Annotated in this window: 13 protein-coding genes and 2 pseudogenes; 1 reads left to right on the plus strand and 14 read right to left on the minus strand. The window is 39.6% G+C overall.

The window, feature by feature from the left end; genetic code table 11:
• Positions 1–18: 18 nt before the first annotated feature.
• The 13 genes and pseudogenes from NSS65_RS09245 to NSS65_RS09305 all read right to left on the minus strand — a co-directional run.
• Complete coding sequence (locus NSS65_RS09245) at positions 19–1,053, minus strand: Gfo/Idh/MocA family oxidoreductase (protein ID WP_061109940.1); 1,035 nt, start codon at positions 1,051–1,053, stop codon at positions 19–21.
• A gap of 28 nt (positions 1,054–1,081) precedes the next feature.
• Positions 1,082–2,272 carry an MFS transporter gene (locus NSS65_RS09250; protein WP_024427112.1) on the minus strand — a complete coding sequence of 397 codons (1,191 nt, stop codon included), beginning with the start codon at positions 2,270–2,272 and terminating at the stop codon, positions 1,082–1,084.
• A 49-nt stretch (positions 2,273–2,321) separates the two neighbouring features.
• Complete coding sequence (locus NSS65_RS09255; RefSeq protein WP_024427113.1) at positions 2,322–3,782, minus strand: CoA-acylating methylmalonate-semialdehyde dehydrogenase; 1,461 nt, start codon at positions 3,780–3,782, stop codon at positions 2,322–2,324.
• A gap of 25 nt (positions 3,783–3,807) precedes the next feature.
• Positions 3,808–4,818: a 5-dehydro-2-deoxygluconokinase gene (iolC, locus tag NSS65_RS09260; RefSeq protein WP_024427114.1), complete on the minus strand. Its 1,011-nt coding sequence runs from the start codon at positions 4,816–4,818 to the stop codon at positions 3,808–3,810.
• A 2-nt stretch (positions 4,819–4,820) separates the two neighbouring features.
• Positions 4,821–5,648, minus strand: coding sequence for a 5-deoxy-glucuronate isomerase (iolB, locus tag NSS65_RS09265; RefSeq protein WP_024427115.1), 828 nt, complete (start codon positions 5,646–5,648; stop codon positions 4,821–4,823).
• A 30-nt stretch (positions 5,649–5,678) separates the two neighbouring features.
• Positions 5,679–7,604: a 3D-(3,5/4)-trihydroxycyclohexane-1,2-dione acylhydrolase (decyclizing) gene (gene iolD / locus NSS65_RS09270; RefSeq protein WP_081125269.1), complete on the minus strand. Its 1,926-nt coding sequence runs from the start codon at positions 7,602–7,604 to the stop codon at positions 5,679–5,681.
• A 104-nt stretch (positions 7,605–7,708) separates the two neighbouring features.
• Entirely contained in the window at positions 7,709–8,473 is a 765-nt protein-coding gene (locus NSS65_RS09275; RefSeq protein WP_024427117.1) for a DeoR/GlpR family DNA-binding transcription regulator, read from the minus strand.
• A 60-nt stretch (positions 8,474–8,533) separates the two neighbouring features.
• Positions 8,534–9,391, minus strand: coding sequence for a class II fructose-1,6-bisphosphate aldolase (gene fba / locus NSS65_RS09280; protein ID WP_024427118.1), 858 nt, complete (start codon positions 9,389–9,391; stop codon positions 8,534–8,536).
• Positions 9,392–9,428: 37 nt separating this feature from the next.
• Positions 9,429–10,262 carry a sugar phosphate isomerase/epimerase gene (locus tag NSS65_RS09285; RefSeq protein WP_024427119.1) on the minus strand — a complete coding sequence of 278 codons (834 nt, stop codon included), beginning with the start codon at positions 10,260–10,262 and terminating at the stop codon, positions 9,429–9,431.
• 16 nt (positions 10,263–10,278) lie between these two features.
• A complete protein-coding gene (locus NSS65_RS09290) occupies positions 10,279–11,700 on the minus strand; it encodes a sugar porter family MFS transporter (RefSeq protein WP_024427120.1) in 1,422 nt (473 codons plus the stop codon).
• Positions 11,701–11,722: 22 nt separating this feature from the next.
• On the minus strand, positions 11,723–12,619 hold the full coding sequence (gene iolE / locus NSS65_RS09295; RefSeq protein ID WP_081124455.1) for a myo-inosose-2 dehydratase: 897 nt from the start codon (positions 12,617–12,619) through the stop codon (positions 11,723–11,725).
• Positions 12,620–13,305: 686 nt separating this feature from the next.
• A pseudogene (locus tag NSS65_RS09300) lies at positions 13,306–13,646 on the minus strand (alpha/beta hydrolase); the annotation flags it as partial.
• A gap of 55 nt (positions 13,647–13,701) precedes the next feature.
• Positions 13,702–13,833, minus strand: a pseudogene (locus NSS65_RS09305) (MerR family DNA-binding transcriptional regulator); the annotation flags it as partial.
• Positions 13,834–14,096: 263 nt separating this feature from the next.
• On the opposite strand from NSS65_RS09305, the gene NSS65_RS09310 reads away from it, so the two are divergent.
• Positions 14,097–14,405, plus strand: a complete 309-nt coding sequence (locus NSS65_RS09310; protein ID WP_034283494.1) for a DUF4870 domain-containing protein — start codon at positions 14,097–14,099, stop codon at positions 14,403–14,405.
• Positions 14,406–14,460: 55 nt separating this feature from the next.
• Here the strand turns inward: NSS65_RS09310 and NSS65_RS09315 are convergent, their stop codons facing one another.
• Complete coding sequence (locus tag NSS65_RS09315; protein WP_326135133.1) at positions 14,461–15,864, minus strand: HAMP domain-containing sensor histidine kinase; 1,404 nt, start codon at positions 15,862–15,864, stop codon at positions 14,461–14,463.
• Position 15,865 lies beyond the last annotated feature (1 nt).

The following is a 15,865-nucleotide window of genomic DNA, read 5'->3' on the forward strand; positions in this document are numbered from 1 at the left end:
TCTTTTTCAGCTAAGTATTTATTTTTGGACGGTTGTTAATGCTTGATCATAAAATGCTGGGCGGTCATCAAGGTGAATCGGAGTGACTTCACCAGATACTCTCGCTTCTAAACATGCATCAGATGTGACTGCTGCGACATAACCATCCCATGCTGTTGGACCATTGACTTCCCCTTTTAATGTAGAATCAATCCAATCTTGTAGTTCAGCATCATACGCGCTTTTAAAACGAGCTTGCCAGTCTACTAAAATATCTTTTGAATGTTTTGCATCAGTACGCAAAACAACCGTAGCAGGCTCAGGAAGACTGGCAATTCCTTTTTCTCCAACGACTTGGCACTGAATATCATATCCATACTCACAATTGACAAAAATTTCTCCACTAATGAGTGCCCCACGTTTTGTTTTCATCAAGACTATGATTGGATCTTGAAGGTGATCGGCTGCTTGACTTGTTTTCTTTGGTGCAATTGTTTGTACTGACACATAGTCGTCGTTTAGTAACCAGCGGTGAATATCAATTTCGTGGATAAATGTATCGACAATTGACATATCACCAGTATAAGTTTCAGGTACTGTTGGGTTCCTATGTGCAGAATGAATGATTAATGGTTCACCAACAGTTCCTTGATCAAGAGTTGCTTTCAATGCTAGATAGCTTGGGTCATAACGGCGCATGTATCCAACCTGCACGAATAACTTCCCTGCTTCGATTTCAGCATTCACAATGCGCTTACACCCTTCTGCTGTTGTCGCAAGTGGTTTTTCGCAGAAAACAGGTTTTCCTGCTTGTATCGCAGCTAATACAAACTCTTCATGTGTTGGTCCCCAAGAAGTGACGATAATCGCATCAACATCATCAGCTTGAATGAGTTGATGGCCATCGTTGTAGACTGTTGCATCTAAATGTAATGCGTTTACAATCGCTTGGGCTTGCGCTTGATTCACATCTGTTACTGCCACAATTTTTCCTTTTGACAATGTATTTGTGATTCTTTTCATATGTTCTTGACCAATTGCTCCAGTACCAATAACACCAATTCTTAATTTCATTTGAGAACCCCCTCTGAATGAAAGCGCTTTATGTATGGCGCTTAATCGTGTGTGTATCATGATTTTGTATCTTTTCAAAAGTCTTTGTCATAATAAGTCCGACTGCACATACCCCTAAGATGGCTTCAAAATAAAATCCAAATGCGATGCCAAATACATGATTGACCATTCCTGCAATAAACGGACCACCGAAAATACCAAGTGCATATAATGCTTGATACGCACCCATGGCAGTCGCTCTAAAACTTTGTGACACAGATTCAATGGCCATTCCTAGAAGTATTGGAAAAATAAAACCTAATGCAAGTCCACCTACTCCTTGGTTGATATAAAAGATGACCTTTTGTTGAATAAAAGGAATCATAAAGATCGAAAATGAGGCAACCGTAAATGAACCGATTAAGATGTTTCTTTTATTCGCCTCCTTAAGCAGTCTCGCAAGTAATAAAGGTGCTAAGGTGTGCGGCATCATAAAAGAACAGACAACGTAAAAAAGTTCACTTTGTTTCATGCCGATGGTGAGTGCATACGTTGATGTAAATCCAAACATCGTCGTAAAAATCATACTGTGCGCTAAAATAGACAACAGTGAAATCTTTAGTAACGCTGGTTCTTTCGCGACTTTAATGAGTTGCTTCATTTTCAATTGGGTCTTGTTTTCTGTTTTTTGTTCGAGAATAAAAAGTGATAAAACAAGACCAATCAAGCCGATGAAGGATCCAATCCAAAACGGTGCTTTCCATCCAAAGATATCGACGATATAACCACTAAAGCTCATACCTAACAACTGCGCGAGGACAACGATAAATGAAATGTAATTCATTGCCTTCTGTGATTCATTTTCTTTGAAATAATTCGCATACATTATTGTGAAGGCAACCCATGTTGCTGCTGCTAAGCCAGCAAGACACCTCGCAATAAGCCCCCATATGAAGGCGTCCGTTAAGGCAAATAAAAGACAGCTACAAGTGGCCGTCATCATGCCGAAGACAATAAACGGTTTTCTCATGTTTAAGAAGTCGGAAAAGATCCCCACAGGTAGCCTGCAAAAAAGCTGCATCAGCCCGTAACTACTTAACACGATACCAATAAAGGTATAGTGTCCACCAAGTGTTTTTAAATAAGGTGATAAAATCGGGACATAGAGAAACTGTGTAAACCAAAAGAAAAATGAAATGATAGAAAATAGGACTTTGTCTTTCGCGATGACCACATCCATTTATTTGGCAGGCTGTGATCAGAAGGGACACAGCCGCCTGTTCGCTCGTTTACATATAACGAGCTGTAACCATTTTCTTTCTAGTATAGAATTCTACGCCGTCTGTCCCGTTGGCGTGAAGATCACCGTAGAATGAATCTTTCCAACCGGAGAATGGGAAGAATGCCATTGGAGCTGGGACACCCACGTTAACGCCTAGCATACCTGCTTCAATGTTTTCACGAAATTCTCGGACACTTGATGCACTGTCAGTGTAAAGGCAAGCACCGTTCGCAAATCTTGAATGGTTGGCAATGTCAATCGCTTCACCAAGTGATTTCACACGTACAACAGAAAGAACAGGTGCGAAAATTTCGTCTTGCCAAATTTTCATTTCTTCTGTAACGTGATCAAAAATCGTTGGTCCAACGAAGTAGCCTTCGCCTTCTGTCTCACTGTCTTTTCTTCCATCACGAATGAGGCATGCGCCTTCGTCTACTCCTGATTGAATGTATTGTAACGTGCGCTCTTTATGACCTTCACGGATGACAGGTCCAAGGAACACATCTTCCTCAATGCCATTACCAATGACAATTTGATTTGATTCAATTACTAATTTTTCAATGAATTCATCCGCAATCTCTTCTTCTACTGCCACAACAGCAGCTGCCATACATCTCTCACCAGCTGATCCGAACGCAGCACCGATGATTTGTTTTGTTGCCCCATCTAAATCAGCATCCTTTAAGACGATAGAATGGTTTTTCGCTCCAGCTAACGCTTGAACGCGTTTGCCGTGCTCTGTTCCTTTTTTGTATACATACTCTGCCACTGGCTGAGAGCCAACAAATGAAATCGCTTTGACGTTTTTGTGCTCAAGCAACCCATTTACCACATCATGTGCACCGTTCACAATGTTAAGTACGCCTTTTGGGAGACCAGCTTCTTCAAATAGCTCTGCTAATCTTGCGGCAAGGATTGGTGTTCTTTCAGATGGCTTTAAGACAAATGTGTTTCCACAAGCAATGGCGAGTGGGAACATCCAGCAAGGAACCATCATAGGGAAGTTAAACGGTGTAATCCCGCCAATGACACCGATGGGGTAGCGATACATACCAGACTCAAGTCCTGTTGCAATGTCAGGTAGTTGTTTCCCCATCATGAGGGTTGGTGCACCAGCAGCGAATTCCACACACTCTATGCCGCGTTGTACTTCTCCTTTAGCTTCTGTTAAGCTCTTTCCGTTTTCAAGCGTCACAAGCTCAGCTAATTCTTCCCATTTCTCCACAAGCAATTGCTGGTATTTGAAAAGGATACGCGCACGTTTTGGTACAGCTGTTTTGGACCAAGTTTTGAATGCTTCGTTTGCTGACTGGACAGCACGATCTACGTCTTCTATTGTTGATAAAGGTACTTCTGCAATTACTTCACCGGTTGCAGGATTGAAAACCTTTTCTGTTTGCGTTGTTGCAGCTTCGGTCCATTTGCCACCAATATAATTTTTCACTGTTTTTAAGGTTGTTTTTGCCATGTTTTTTCTCTCTCCTCTACTACTGTTATGGTTGATTTAGAATGAATTCTTCTGCTGTTGCCATAAACGCTTTGATTTCTTCTACAGATGGCATCGCATCAGATGAACTATGTTTTGAAATAACAATTGATGCTGAAGCACTGCCAAAGCGCATTGCTTCTTGAATTGTCAACCCATTCATTAGTGCATAAATGAGAGCAGATGCATATGAATCGCCAGCGCCAAATGTTTTCAGTACTTTCGTTTTAAAAATGCCCCCGCGATGGGAAAGACCATCTTTTGTATAGGCGATTGATCCTTCTCCTCCATGTTTAATGATGACAATTTTTGCATGATGTGAAAACCATTTATTTGCAGTGGATTCATCGTTTGATGGGCCGTCAACTGTCAATTTTTCCATCATGTCAAACTCTTCCCTTGTCCCGATGATCAAATCTGATTTTTCAGCAGCAAGGTTATAATAAATTGATGTTTCCTCTTCGGACTGCCAAGTATATGGACGATAATCGACATCAAAAATGATGGTCACTTGATGTTTTCTTGCATAATCTAGCGCAACGAAAACGGCTTCTCTAGAAGGACTTTTTGCTAGCGCTGTTCCTGAGATAAGAATGGCTTTCGCTTGTTTGATGTAATCTTCAGACACTTCGCTGATTTCAAGTTTAAGATCAGCGACATTGTCTCTATACATTAAAATGCTGCATTCTTCAGGGCTTTTAATTTCAGTGAATGCAAGGCCTGTCACCGCGCCTGTTCGATCAATGACAATTCCTTCAGTATCAATGTTGTTTTCTTGCAAATAGTGTGTCGCAAAACGCCCCATTTGGTCATCGGCAACCTTTCCGATAAAGCCTGACTTCATGCCAAGTCTCGCAAGACCGATGGAAATATTCGCAGGAGACCCGCCGACATATTTAGTAAATGTCACTGTTTCTTCCATTGGACAGTTGATTTCATTTGCATTTAAATCAATACATAATCTACCGATCGCAATGACGTCTAGTTTTCTATCTTGTTCAAAAGTTAAATAGGACATTGTCACTTCTCCTTGCTCGCAGCTAATTTGTGTTCCATAATCCACTCATGTTCCTTGCTGTTATGAAACTTCCATGTCCGAACAGGCCCTGCCATCACATTCAAATAGTAAATGTCATAACCAGGGGGCGCTGATACTGGATGATACCCTTTTGGTACTAAAACAGCACTGCCATCTTTGACAGCCATTGTTTCATCTAAAGAAAGGTCATCTGTATACACCCTTTGGAGCGCAAATCCGTGATCTGGTTTTACCTTATGATAATACGTTTCTTCTAAGTAAGATTCATATGGTAAATGATCTTGATCATGCTTATGTGGCGGGTAACTCGACCAGTTTCCTTCTGGTGTAAATACTTCGACTACAAGCAAATGATCTGCAGGCTCTTGCTCTGGTAAAATATTATGAACCTGCCTTGCAATATTGCCTGCTCCTCTATGTTCAACCCCTATATGTTCTGGGGTAATGAGGCGCGCTTTGTATGTGCCTTTTCCTGGAGCAGAGCAAATGGCTATTTCTACATCTGTTGTTGCCTTGATATCAAACTTGTCACCATTTGGTACATAGACAGAATATGGAGGAATCTTTTCAAAAATATCCATGCGCTCTCCGATGTTCTCCCATTTTTCTGTTGTTGTTGAAAGGTGGAGTTTACCAGAAAGAATGACAACACAAACCTCTTTGTCTCCCGTTTCGTGATGAAGCGTTTCACCTTTTGAGAGGGTATACACATCAAATCCAATATACGTCCAACCTGCAGATTCAGGCGTGATGCTCAGCACCTTTCCCTCTTTATCACGTTTTTGTCCTGGTACGATTAGATCAGTCATGATGATCACACCTTTCGTTTTTTTAGCTTTTTAATATCTTCTTGCTTTGTTTAGTTGATTTTCCTTTGCTTCGAATGCTTTTTGCACAGACTCCTGCTCTGATACAGCTGCGATGCCAACATGCCACCATGAACCACCGTAACCGTCTGTCATCGTTTTTGGCAGCACTTTGATATCAATCAATGTGCTGACCGTTTGATGTTTTGCATCTTCAATCGCTGCTTTTAGCTCATCAAGTGTATACACTTCATACGTTTTTGCACCGTAAGCTGCTGCTGATTGAGCAAAATTGATTTTCATGATCTCGCCATCAAGCTGACCTGTCTTTTTATTTCTCATACGGAATTCTGTTGCAAAGCTGGAGATTCCGTTATCCATTTGAAGGTTGTTGATACAGCCAAAACCTGAGTTGTCAAAAAGCATAATGTTGATTTTATAACCTTCTTGAATACTCGTGACAAGCTCACTGTGTAGCATTAAGTAGCTCCCGTCTCCAGTCATCGCATATACTTCTTGGTCAGGTGCAGCCATTTTTGCACCGAATGCAGATGCGACTTCGTATCCCATACAAGAATAGCCATACTCTAAGTGGTACGTATTTCTCTCTTTTGCGACCCACATACGTTGCAAGTCACCTGGTAAACTCCCTGCTGCGCAAGTGATGATGCTATCTTTTGGAATCCATTCGTTAATGCAACCAAGAACGGTTGTTTGCGGGAGTGTTGTGTTTAATTCTTTTTTGTATTCTTCCATTTCTTCTTTGAAATGCCCTTTGATCTCTGGCTCAAAGTCATCGCCTGAGTATTCGATGTTGCGGAGTCTTTCAAGTTCTTGCTCCCACTTCGCTTTTGCCTCTTTAATCTCGTTCGTATAACCAGATTGATAGCCGTCTAGCGCTTTTCTTAATGCACGAAGTCCTAGTTTCGCATCAGCGATGATTTTTGTCGCTTCTAGTTTAGAAGCATGGAAGTCTGATAGATTAATTGTCAGGACATCTCTTTCTGCGTAAAAACGTTTGGATGATGTCGTAAAGTCAGTGAAACGAGTGCCTACACCGATGATCAGATCAGCATCATGTGAGATTTCGTTTGCCGAACTATTTCCTGTCACACCAAGTCCGCCAACGTTTAATGGGTGCGTGCTTTCAATTCCGCTCTTGCCAGCTTGTGTTTCACTAAATGGAATATTGAACGTTTCTGCAAATTGTTTGAATTCGTCAGCAGCCTCTGAATAGCGAACGCCTCCGCCAAGAATTAAGAGTGGTTTTTTCTTCGTTTTGATCAGCTCAGCCGCTTCTTCGATGCTTCTGGTAGAAGGCGCCTGCCGATCTAAGTAATGCGTACGTTCTTTAAAGAATGACATAGGATAATCCCATGCCTCGCCTTGTACATCTTGAGGTAAAGAGATGGTAACAGCACCTGTATCCATTTGATTTGTTAACACGCGCATGGCGCTGACCATTGCACTCATCAGCTGTTCTGGACGTGTAATGCGATCCCAATATTTGCTGACGGCTCGAAACGTATCATTTGTAGATAAGCTCAGATCATGCGTTTGTTCCATTTGTTGTAACACTGGATCTGGCTGACGAGTAGCAAAGACGTCACTTGGCAAAAGAAGAAGTGGAATTTGGTTCGCTGTTGCTGTTGCTGCCGCTGTCACCATATTGGCTGAGCCCGGGCCAACGGATGAAGAGCAAGCGATAATTTGTTTCCGGTGTTTTTGCTTTGCAAAAGCCATTGCCGCATGAGCCATTCCCTGTTCATTTCTTCCTTGATAGACTTCGAGTCTTCCTGGGTTTTCTTGAAGTGCTTGACCAATTCCTACAACGTTTCCATGACCAAAAATGGTGAAGATTCCTTTAATAAATGGTTCTCTCTCTCCATCGAACTCAACATATTGGGCATTTAAGAACTTGACCAATGCCTGACTCATTGTCAATCTAATTGTTTCCATCGTACTCCCTACCTTATCGTATAAATTTATTTCTGCTCTTGAGAGGGTCTCTCTTACCCAAACAGCCTCGCTTGTTTCAAACGTGTCAATCATCATGTCAATACTTATTCTTTGTCTGTCGCTACAATCAATTTAATATCGTTTTGTTCAATAAAGTTGACATACTGTGTATTTAATGGATCATCAGTGATTAAATAGTCTATCTCATCCAAACCGCAGTAGGTAACCATTGCATATTTGTCGAACTTCGTATGATCGACAAGTAAAAAAACATCTCTTCCTTTTTTTACAACTAGCTCCTTCATAGTTGTTTCGACAGGTGATGAGTTGGTGACACCATTAGAGATGGAGACACCTGTAGATGCCATGAATACTTTATCAAAGTTATATAGATTTAACTCCTCAGCTATAGAATAGTTGGAAAAGGATTTCGTCTTTCGTTCTAATTGTCCCCCTGTCGAAATCACTTGTAGCTGTTTATAAGGCATTGCTTGAACGATGAAATCCACGTTATTTGTCACAACTGTTACCTGTTTGTTGTGAATGAAATGTATGAGCTCCAGTGTTGTCGTACCAGAATCAATAAAGATCACATCTCCATCCTTCACCCAGCTTGCTGCCTCTCTTGCAATCAGACGTTTTTGCGCTTGATTTCTAATTTGTCTGTCTTGAAAGGCTTCAAGCTTCGCATGATTTGCAGCAACTCCTCCGTAGACCTTTTGAATATGTCCTTCGTTTACTAATTTTTGGACATCACGTCGAATGGTATTTTTGGAAACGTCAAATGTCTCGACAAGGTCGTCTAAAGATACAGACTGATTTTTCAAGATATATTCTTTGATTTGTTGAATTCTTTTCATTTTTAACATCGTGATCTTCCTTTTCATCATGGCTTATGGAAGGCGGCTTCATGTGATGTGATGGGTTTTTTATCTGATGCGCTGGCTAGATCCGAATTCCCTCATTTTCATTTTGACCACACTTTTAATAGCCTCTGTACCTGGCGTTAGGATGGTTTGTGGATCGTATATGTCAGCATCCTCTTTTAATTTAGAGCGTATAGCTTGATTCCAAGCTAGTAGACATTCTGTATTGACATTAATTTTCGCATGCCCTAATGAAATCGCTCGCTGAATTTGTTCGACCGGAATCCCAGAACCTCCGTGGAGTACTAATGGGATATCTGTGCGTTCAGAAATATCTTTCATTTCTTCAAATCCAAGCTTTGGTTCACCTTGGTATGGCCCATGTACTGAACCAAGTGCTGCCGCAAGTGCGTCTACATTGGTTTCTTGTACAAGTCGATGACAGTCTAATGGATTAGCATATACAATGTTGCCAATCATCCCATCTTCCATACCACCGACTGAGCCAACTTCTGCCTCTACTGATACACCTCTTTTCATCGCATAGCTGACAACATCGTTTGTCATACGGATGTTTTCTTTTAAAGAAAAGGATGAACCATCAATCATGACAGAGCTGAAACCTGCTTCAATGGCTGATTGGCACCTAGCAACGCTCGCCCCGTGATCAAGGTGCAAAGCAACTGGAACTGTAATCGATAAATCTCTCATCAATCCCTCTACCATTCCAACAATCGTTTGAAAGCCACCTAGGTAATCAACAAGTCGATCAGAAGCTGCAACAATGACAGGAGAGTTCTCTTCTTCTGCGGCAAGTAGAATGGCTTTCGTCCATTGCAATCCATTGATATTAAACTGCCCAATAGCATATTTTGCTTGCTTCGCTTCTTTTAACATCTCTTTCATTGAAACTAATTTCACATCAGTTACAGTCATTATGAACACTCCTTCATGGCAATTAGACCCCCATTTTTGTAAGTACGTTGTTTGTCGTTTGTTTGGCTTTTTTAATGACTACTTCTGCATCAAGGTTGTAATAATCGGGTCTAAATAGCTCAACAGATACCACACCGTCATATCCTTTTTCTTTTAAGATGCTGAAAATCCCTTGAAGATCGATGGCGCCTTCACCTGGCCATACGCGATCTTCATCTGTTAAAAAGCCGATTGGGAAGTCCTCTGTATCATCGATATGGACGATAAAGATTTTTGAAATATCAACCTTTTGTAAGTCCTCTAAACGTGAGCCCATTGCATGGAAATGAAAACAGTCTAGAACAAGCCCTACGTTGTCACAATTAACCTCTTCAATGATTTTGTATGCTTGAGACAATGTGTTGACAGTACATTCAGGGTGACCTACGAATTCTAAAGCGATTTTTACTTCATAAGGAGAAGCGAGCGTAGAAAGTTCCTTTAACACGCTTACACAACTTTTATGAATCTCTGATTTAAGAAATTTTTCTTTTGTTACTAGTGGAACGGCAACTATGTAAGGTGCACCAATTGTTTTGGCCGTTTCAAGCATGTCTTTAAATGTTTGAATTGTCGCTTCGTATTGTTCTTTTGATTGATTATTGAAGAAGACGAGAGCATTTAAGGCAAGTGGTTTAATTGTGGTTGATTGAAAATAGTTGTTTAGATCCTCAAGTGAAGCAGTCTCAAGGTATTCTGGTAATTTATCCATTGTTCGAATTTCAATAAAATCATAACCGTGTTTTTCGCAAAGGTTTAAATCTTTTGATAAATTAGAATTTTTGAGAGTTGTCGCTTGGTTAAATGCAAGTTTCATTTATATACCTCTTTCATTAAGAAATTGTTTTATTATTTGATGTAACATCAACGCCTGAATGACCATGATTTCGGAAATTCGCTTCAAGTTCTTCTAATGTAAGCCCTTTCGTTTCTGGCAAGAATTTAGTAACAAACAATATTGACAAGATACCGAATCCAACGAAGATAAAGAATGTCACAGACAACCCAAGTTGAGATAGTAGAATAGGGAACGTTAGACCGACTAAGAAATTAACAATCCAAAGGCAGAAAACTGTGACACCCATGCCGAGCCCTCTAAGGCGGAGTGGGAATATCTCAGACAACATGAGCCAAGTCACTGGAGAAATTGCACCTTGTTGGAACGCAAGGAAGGTAATGGTTAATAATAACACGATATATGGAAGTAATTCTGACCCAGCAAAAAGATTTGAAAAAATTCCGATGAAAAGTAATGTTGTCGTTGTACCGATTAATCCTGTAATGAGCATAGGGCGGCGTCCGATTTTGCCTAGCAAGACAATTCCTACAATTGTCGCGATAACCGAAATAATACCATTTCCAATGTTACCAATCAACGCTGCTTTTGTATCAAAGCCGGCACCTCTTAATATCTCGGTTCCATAATACATAATAGAGTTGACACCAGTTATTTGTTGGACAATCGCAATCCCTACTCCGATGAGTACAAGTCTTCTCACCCAAGAAATAGAGAAATCTTTAAAGGTTGCTTTGTCAAGGTTCTTTTCTTTTTCATAGGCATTTTCAATCTCACTAAGCTCTCTTTCTGCATCTACCTTTGAGCGAATCTTTTGTAGCACTTGCAGGGCTTCATCTCTTTTCCCACTAGTGACAAGCCACCTTGGGCTTTCAGGGACTCTCAACATGCCAAAGAATAAAATGATCGCTGGAAGAGCAGCAATCGGTAGCATAATTCGCCATACAAATGGGTTCTCTCCTAATAAGTTACCAATGATAGCATTGAAAACGAACGCAAGTAATTGACCTGTTACGATCATCAATTCATTTTGTGTAACGATTCTTCCGCGCTGATTCGCAGGTGACATTTCTGCTAAGAAAGTTGGCACTGCAACAGATGCTCCCCCAACTGCTAGGCCAAGGAGGAATCGGAAAATAATCATAATTTCTGCATTCGGTGAAACCGTACAACCGATCGTGGAAAAAAAGAACATCGCTGCGAGAGAAAAAATCGTTCTACGCCTGCCATAACGGTCTGATAACCGACCGCATATCACTGCCCCAAATGCTGCCCCAAAAAGTAATGCACTTGTCACTAAACCTTGTGTAAGCGCTGTTAAATTGAGCTGCCCTGGTTGTGACATATATGGTAATGCCCCATTTAAGACGCCAGTATCATATCCGAAAAGAAGTCCGCCAAAAGTCGAAATTAAAATAATCGCCCTAAGATTTTGGTGTTGGTTGACTTGTTTATTCATGCTCGTTTTCTCCTGTTCTATTTTAAGTATGGATCACTAATTTCTCATCAATATACTTACGAGCCAACAGCGCATATTCAAGTGGATGTGCAATTGAAGGATCTTGCTCAGCTTCAACCACAATCCATCCGTTATAACCATTTTCTAATAGAACGCGGTATACTTCTTCAAAATTAATACATCCGTCACCTGGAACAGTGAAAATACCTTTAAGAAAGGATTGTAGAAAAGGCAAATCTTCTTGCTTACAAAGGTCCATTATTTCTTTTCTGACATCCTTAAAGTGAACATGATGTATGCGGTCAATATGTGTATGCAATAGGGGCATATAATCGCCATCTGATACGAAAATATGACCAGTATCATATAGAAGATGAACATATTTTTCGTCCGTTCCTTCTAATAAACGAGTAATATCTGATAAGGTTTGAACCCCTGTGCCAAGGTGATGATGGTACACAAGTTTCAGATTGAAAGCGTTAGCAATTTTGCCTAACTCATTTATTCCTGTGCAGAGTAAGTCCCATTCTTTATCCGAAAAAGTGGGTTGATTTTTGTAAACACTCACTTCTTTTTTTTGAATAGAGTACGTTTGTTCAGATACAACCGCTACACTTGCATTTACTTCTTGTAAATATCGACAATGATCAGTAAATTTTTTTTTCGCCATCTCTAGTCCGTCTTGTATGATGTAACTACTAAACCACTTGCCTGCAATTTTTAGATTACGTAATTGAAGCTCTTTATTTAAAATGTTGGGTTCGGGGAAAAAACCACCTACTTCAGTTCCTTGAAAACCAGCGACACATATATCGCTTAATAAGTGAGATAATGTATTATCAGCTCCTATCGTTGGAATATCATCATTCCTCCAGCCAATCGGAGCAATGCCCCACGAAATACAGTTCGGGTTGGACACGCGTTTGTCAGCCTCCTTTATGACTAAATACTTGAAAAATAGAGTTAACCATAAGTTTTTCAAAAAATAATCATATTTTTGGTTAACTTATGGTTAACTTTGAAATAATCATAATATCAAAAGCGCTTTCAGTCAATTGTTTTTCGAAATTTTTTCATTATTTTAACTATTCATCACGAAAAAAAGCCTGATGCAATTGCACCAGACTAGACACCTATTAAAATTAAAGGCTATACATTGGATTTAATTTTAATGATAGCTTCTCCATATTGTTTCATGGCACGATTGAGTTCTTTCAGCATAGCTTGAACATTTTTTTTCAAAGTTCATGACCCCTTTATGCTTCATTCTCTTTTCATTATGAAGATGATGATTTCGTTTGGCAAAGTCAATGTATGCGCCAACATTCTTCATGAAAACGCAAACAACACTTGAAAACTTATGCATGTCTCATTTTCCTGCAATTTTTACAGGTTTTCTTTACTTGTGAATATTCATTGAAAAAGATCACTAATCTGTTCTTAGCCTTGTCAACTTGGCGAATATAAAAAACTTAAAATTGCCAGTGTGTGACGGTATTCTATCGGAGTACACTGATTTAATTTTTTCAGGATTCGGGAAAGGTGTTTCCATCAAATATTGAATTGAGTGTGTTTCATTTATTTCGTGACATAAAAGGACGATACCTAGCTATTAATGATCTGAATGATTTTTTGTTTAGCATCTTTTGCTTCTGGGATTAGCATGACAACAAACACATGAAGCATTTCCAGATAAACGTAGGTGTTGATCTCAATTCCTTGCTCTGTTAGTTTTTCATCAAGTTTTATCGCATCTGGATATAAAGCTTCGTGTGTGCCAATAAATGAGTGATTTTCCCCAGTCCTTTAAAATCTCCGTAGATTGGGCTGATCAATGAGTCTGTTGGGTGTTTATCAGCAGCCCATATGTTTGTAATGACTTCCATTCCTTCACGAGCCAGCATCTGATTTTTTTCAGCATATTCAGGGAGTAACTAACGATTTAGCCCCTTTTATGAATTCAATTTTTAATAGGTCATCTTCTGTATATAATCGATAACCATTAGAATAGCGTATTGGGACAGGTAAAATGCCGTTTTCTTCATAGTACCGAATGGCAGCAGCGCTTATTCCTGTTCTTTTTGCAAGTTCACCTTTTGTCATCAGCTCTATTCCTATGTTCGTATTTTTCATGTATAGGTTAGTCACCTGTTGATATTTCCATTATAAAGGTTGAAGTATACTACAAGGTCAAGAATAAGGTCAAAAATATGGATATGTGATTTTCAATTTAGCCTTTTGAAACGGAAATGCCACTATTTATTCATTTTTAAGGTTGCTGTAAGGTTCGGATTAATACAGGTTAAGGTTGAGGTTGTACAATGGGTTTGTAAGGAAGTGAGGGATGAGTCGAATGATTCTCCTCCCTTCTAAATTAATCATAGAGGTGAAAAGTTTTGAGAGAAAATAAAATTTTGTCTTCATTATGTTACTTCAGTATCTTTTTTGCACCGTTTCTGTTTCCGATTATCGTCTACTTCTTAGGAAAGGATGAAGTGAAATATCATGCGAAAAAGTCACTATGGACGCATGTTATTCCTTATTTGATTTTCGGTATTGGTATTGTCGGTTCAGGTTTACTTGGCATGAACGATATCAGTCATGCTGGTCCGTTCTTAATTGCTACGTATGCTCTGACATTCCTTGTGGCGATTTACTTCTTCATTTGGAACATTGTGAAAGGCATTAAAGTGTTTTCAGAATAATAATAGATGAAAAAACGGTTCTGTCATTGAGCAGAACCGTTTTTTGTATGTCTATTCAAGTGGGTAATTGGATATCAATCGTTGTTCCTTCTCCAATTATACTTTGTATCGTAATATCTCCGCCGTGTTTTTGGATAATATCTTTTGCAATCGCCATTCCAAGACCAGAGCCAGCATGTGTCCCTGCTGTATTCGTCCCTCTATAGTAGCGGTCAAACACTTTTTCTAGCTCTGCCTCTTCAATTCCTTTGCCGTTGTCTTTAATTGTGATGTGGGTATGTTCTTTTTGCTCAAGCTGTACAATGATTTTCACATCAGCATCATTGTGGACAAGGGCATTTAAAATGAGATTGGTGACTGCTCTTCGTATGAGGACCGTATCAATATTCAGCATGAGCTTGTCTACATTCGTTTGCAGCTCAATGCTTTGATCTGCATATCTCGAATCGTTTAGGATATCAATTAACGTTTTACGCAGCAACGGCACAATGTTCACAAGCTCTTTATGTAGCATCACGTCGTTATTTTTCAGCCTTGTTGTTAAATTTAGATCCTCCATGACATCTTTAATGTACAGTGATTTATTCTCTATGATGCTGGCATAATGCATCATCTCTTGATCTGAAAGAGGATAATTTCGATCCTTCATGATTTCAGCATAGCCTTGAATAGAGGATAATGGCGTTTTAATATCATGAGAAATATGGCTGATCCATTCTTCCCGCATTTGCTCTAGTTTGTCTTTTTCTTTTTTGCTTGAAGCGAGCTGCTCTGATAAGTGATTGACATTATAGAAGACATCTTTATAAATTCCTTTAGCAGGCAGATTTGTCGTGTAATCTCCGTTTGCCAGCCGCTGGATACTATGAATGGCACGGCCGAGCGGTTTTGTGAGCTGCCGGCTGAATAAGTAACCAATGAGTAATGCTATGATGGCATCAATTGATAATAAAATCATCGTCCCGATATTGAATCTTGTTACTAAATCCTTCGTGTCAAACGAGAATAGGTATTTTCCGATGGAAGGGTCTTTAAAACCGATAAAGTAGCTGTATTCTTTGCTCTTTACTTTTTTTCCGCCAGCATAAATGGTCGATAATAATTGCTTATCTTTATATTTATGTAAGTTCACGATTTCTATCGTTGTATATTTGTTCTTTAATCCTTTAGGTGCCTGCGTATGATACACGTTTTGGCCATTTTCGTCTAAAATTTGAATCCATGCATTCTGTTGTTTTAAGGCTTTCTGTCCTTCTTTGTTTACGGTCATTCCTTGATCAGAAAAAGAGATGTATTGTTCAAATGATCTTGTGAAGGTTTCGGGCGTATTTTCCTCGTTATGCTGGCTGTTTGCCTGAAGTACGAGCCAAATCATAAATACGAATAAGTTGATAAAGACCGTGATAATGGTCACGATAATGACAGAGACCATATACCTGCCTGTTAATCGCCATTTCATC

Source organism: Bacillus sp. FSL K6-1006 (assembly GCF_038593175.1).
GTDB lineage: Bacteria > Bacillota > Bacilli > Bacillales > Bacillaceae > Bacillus > Bacillus safensis.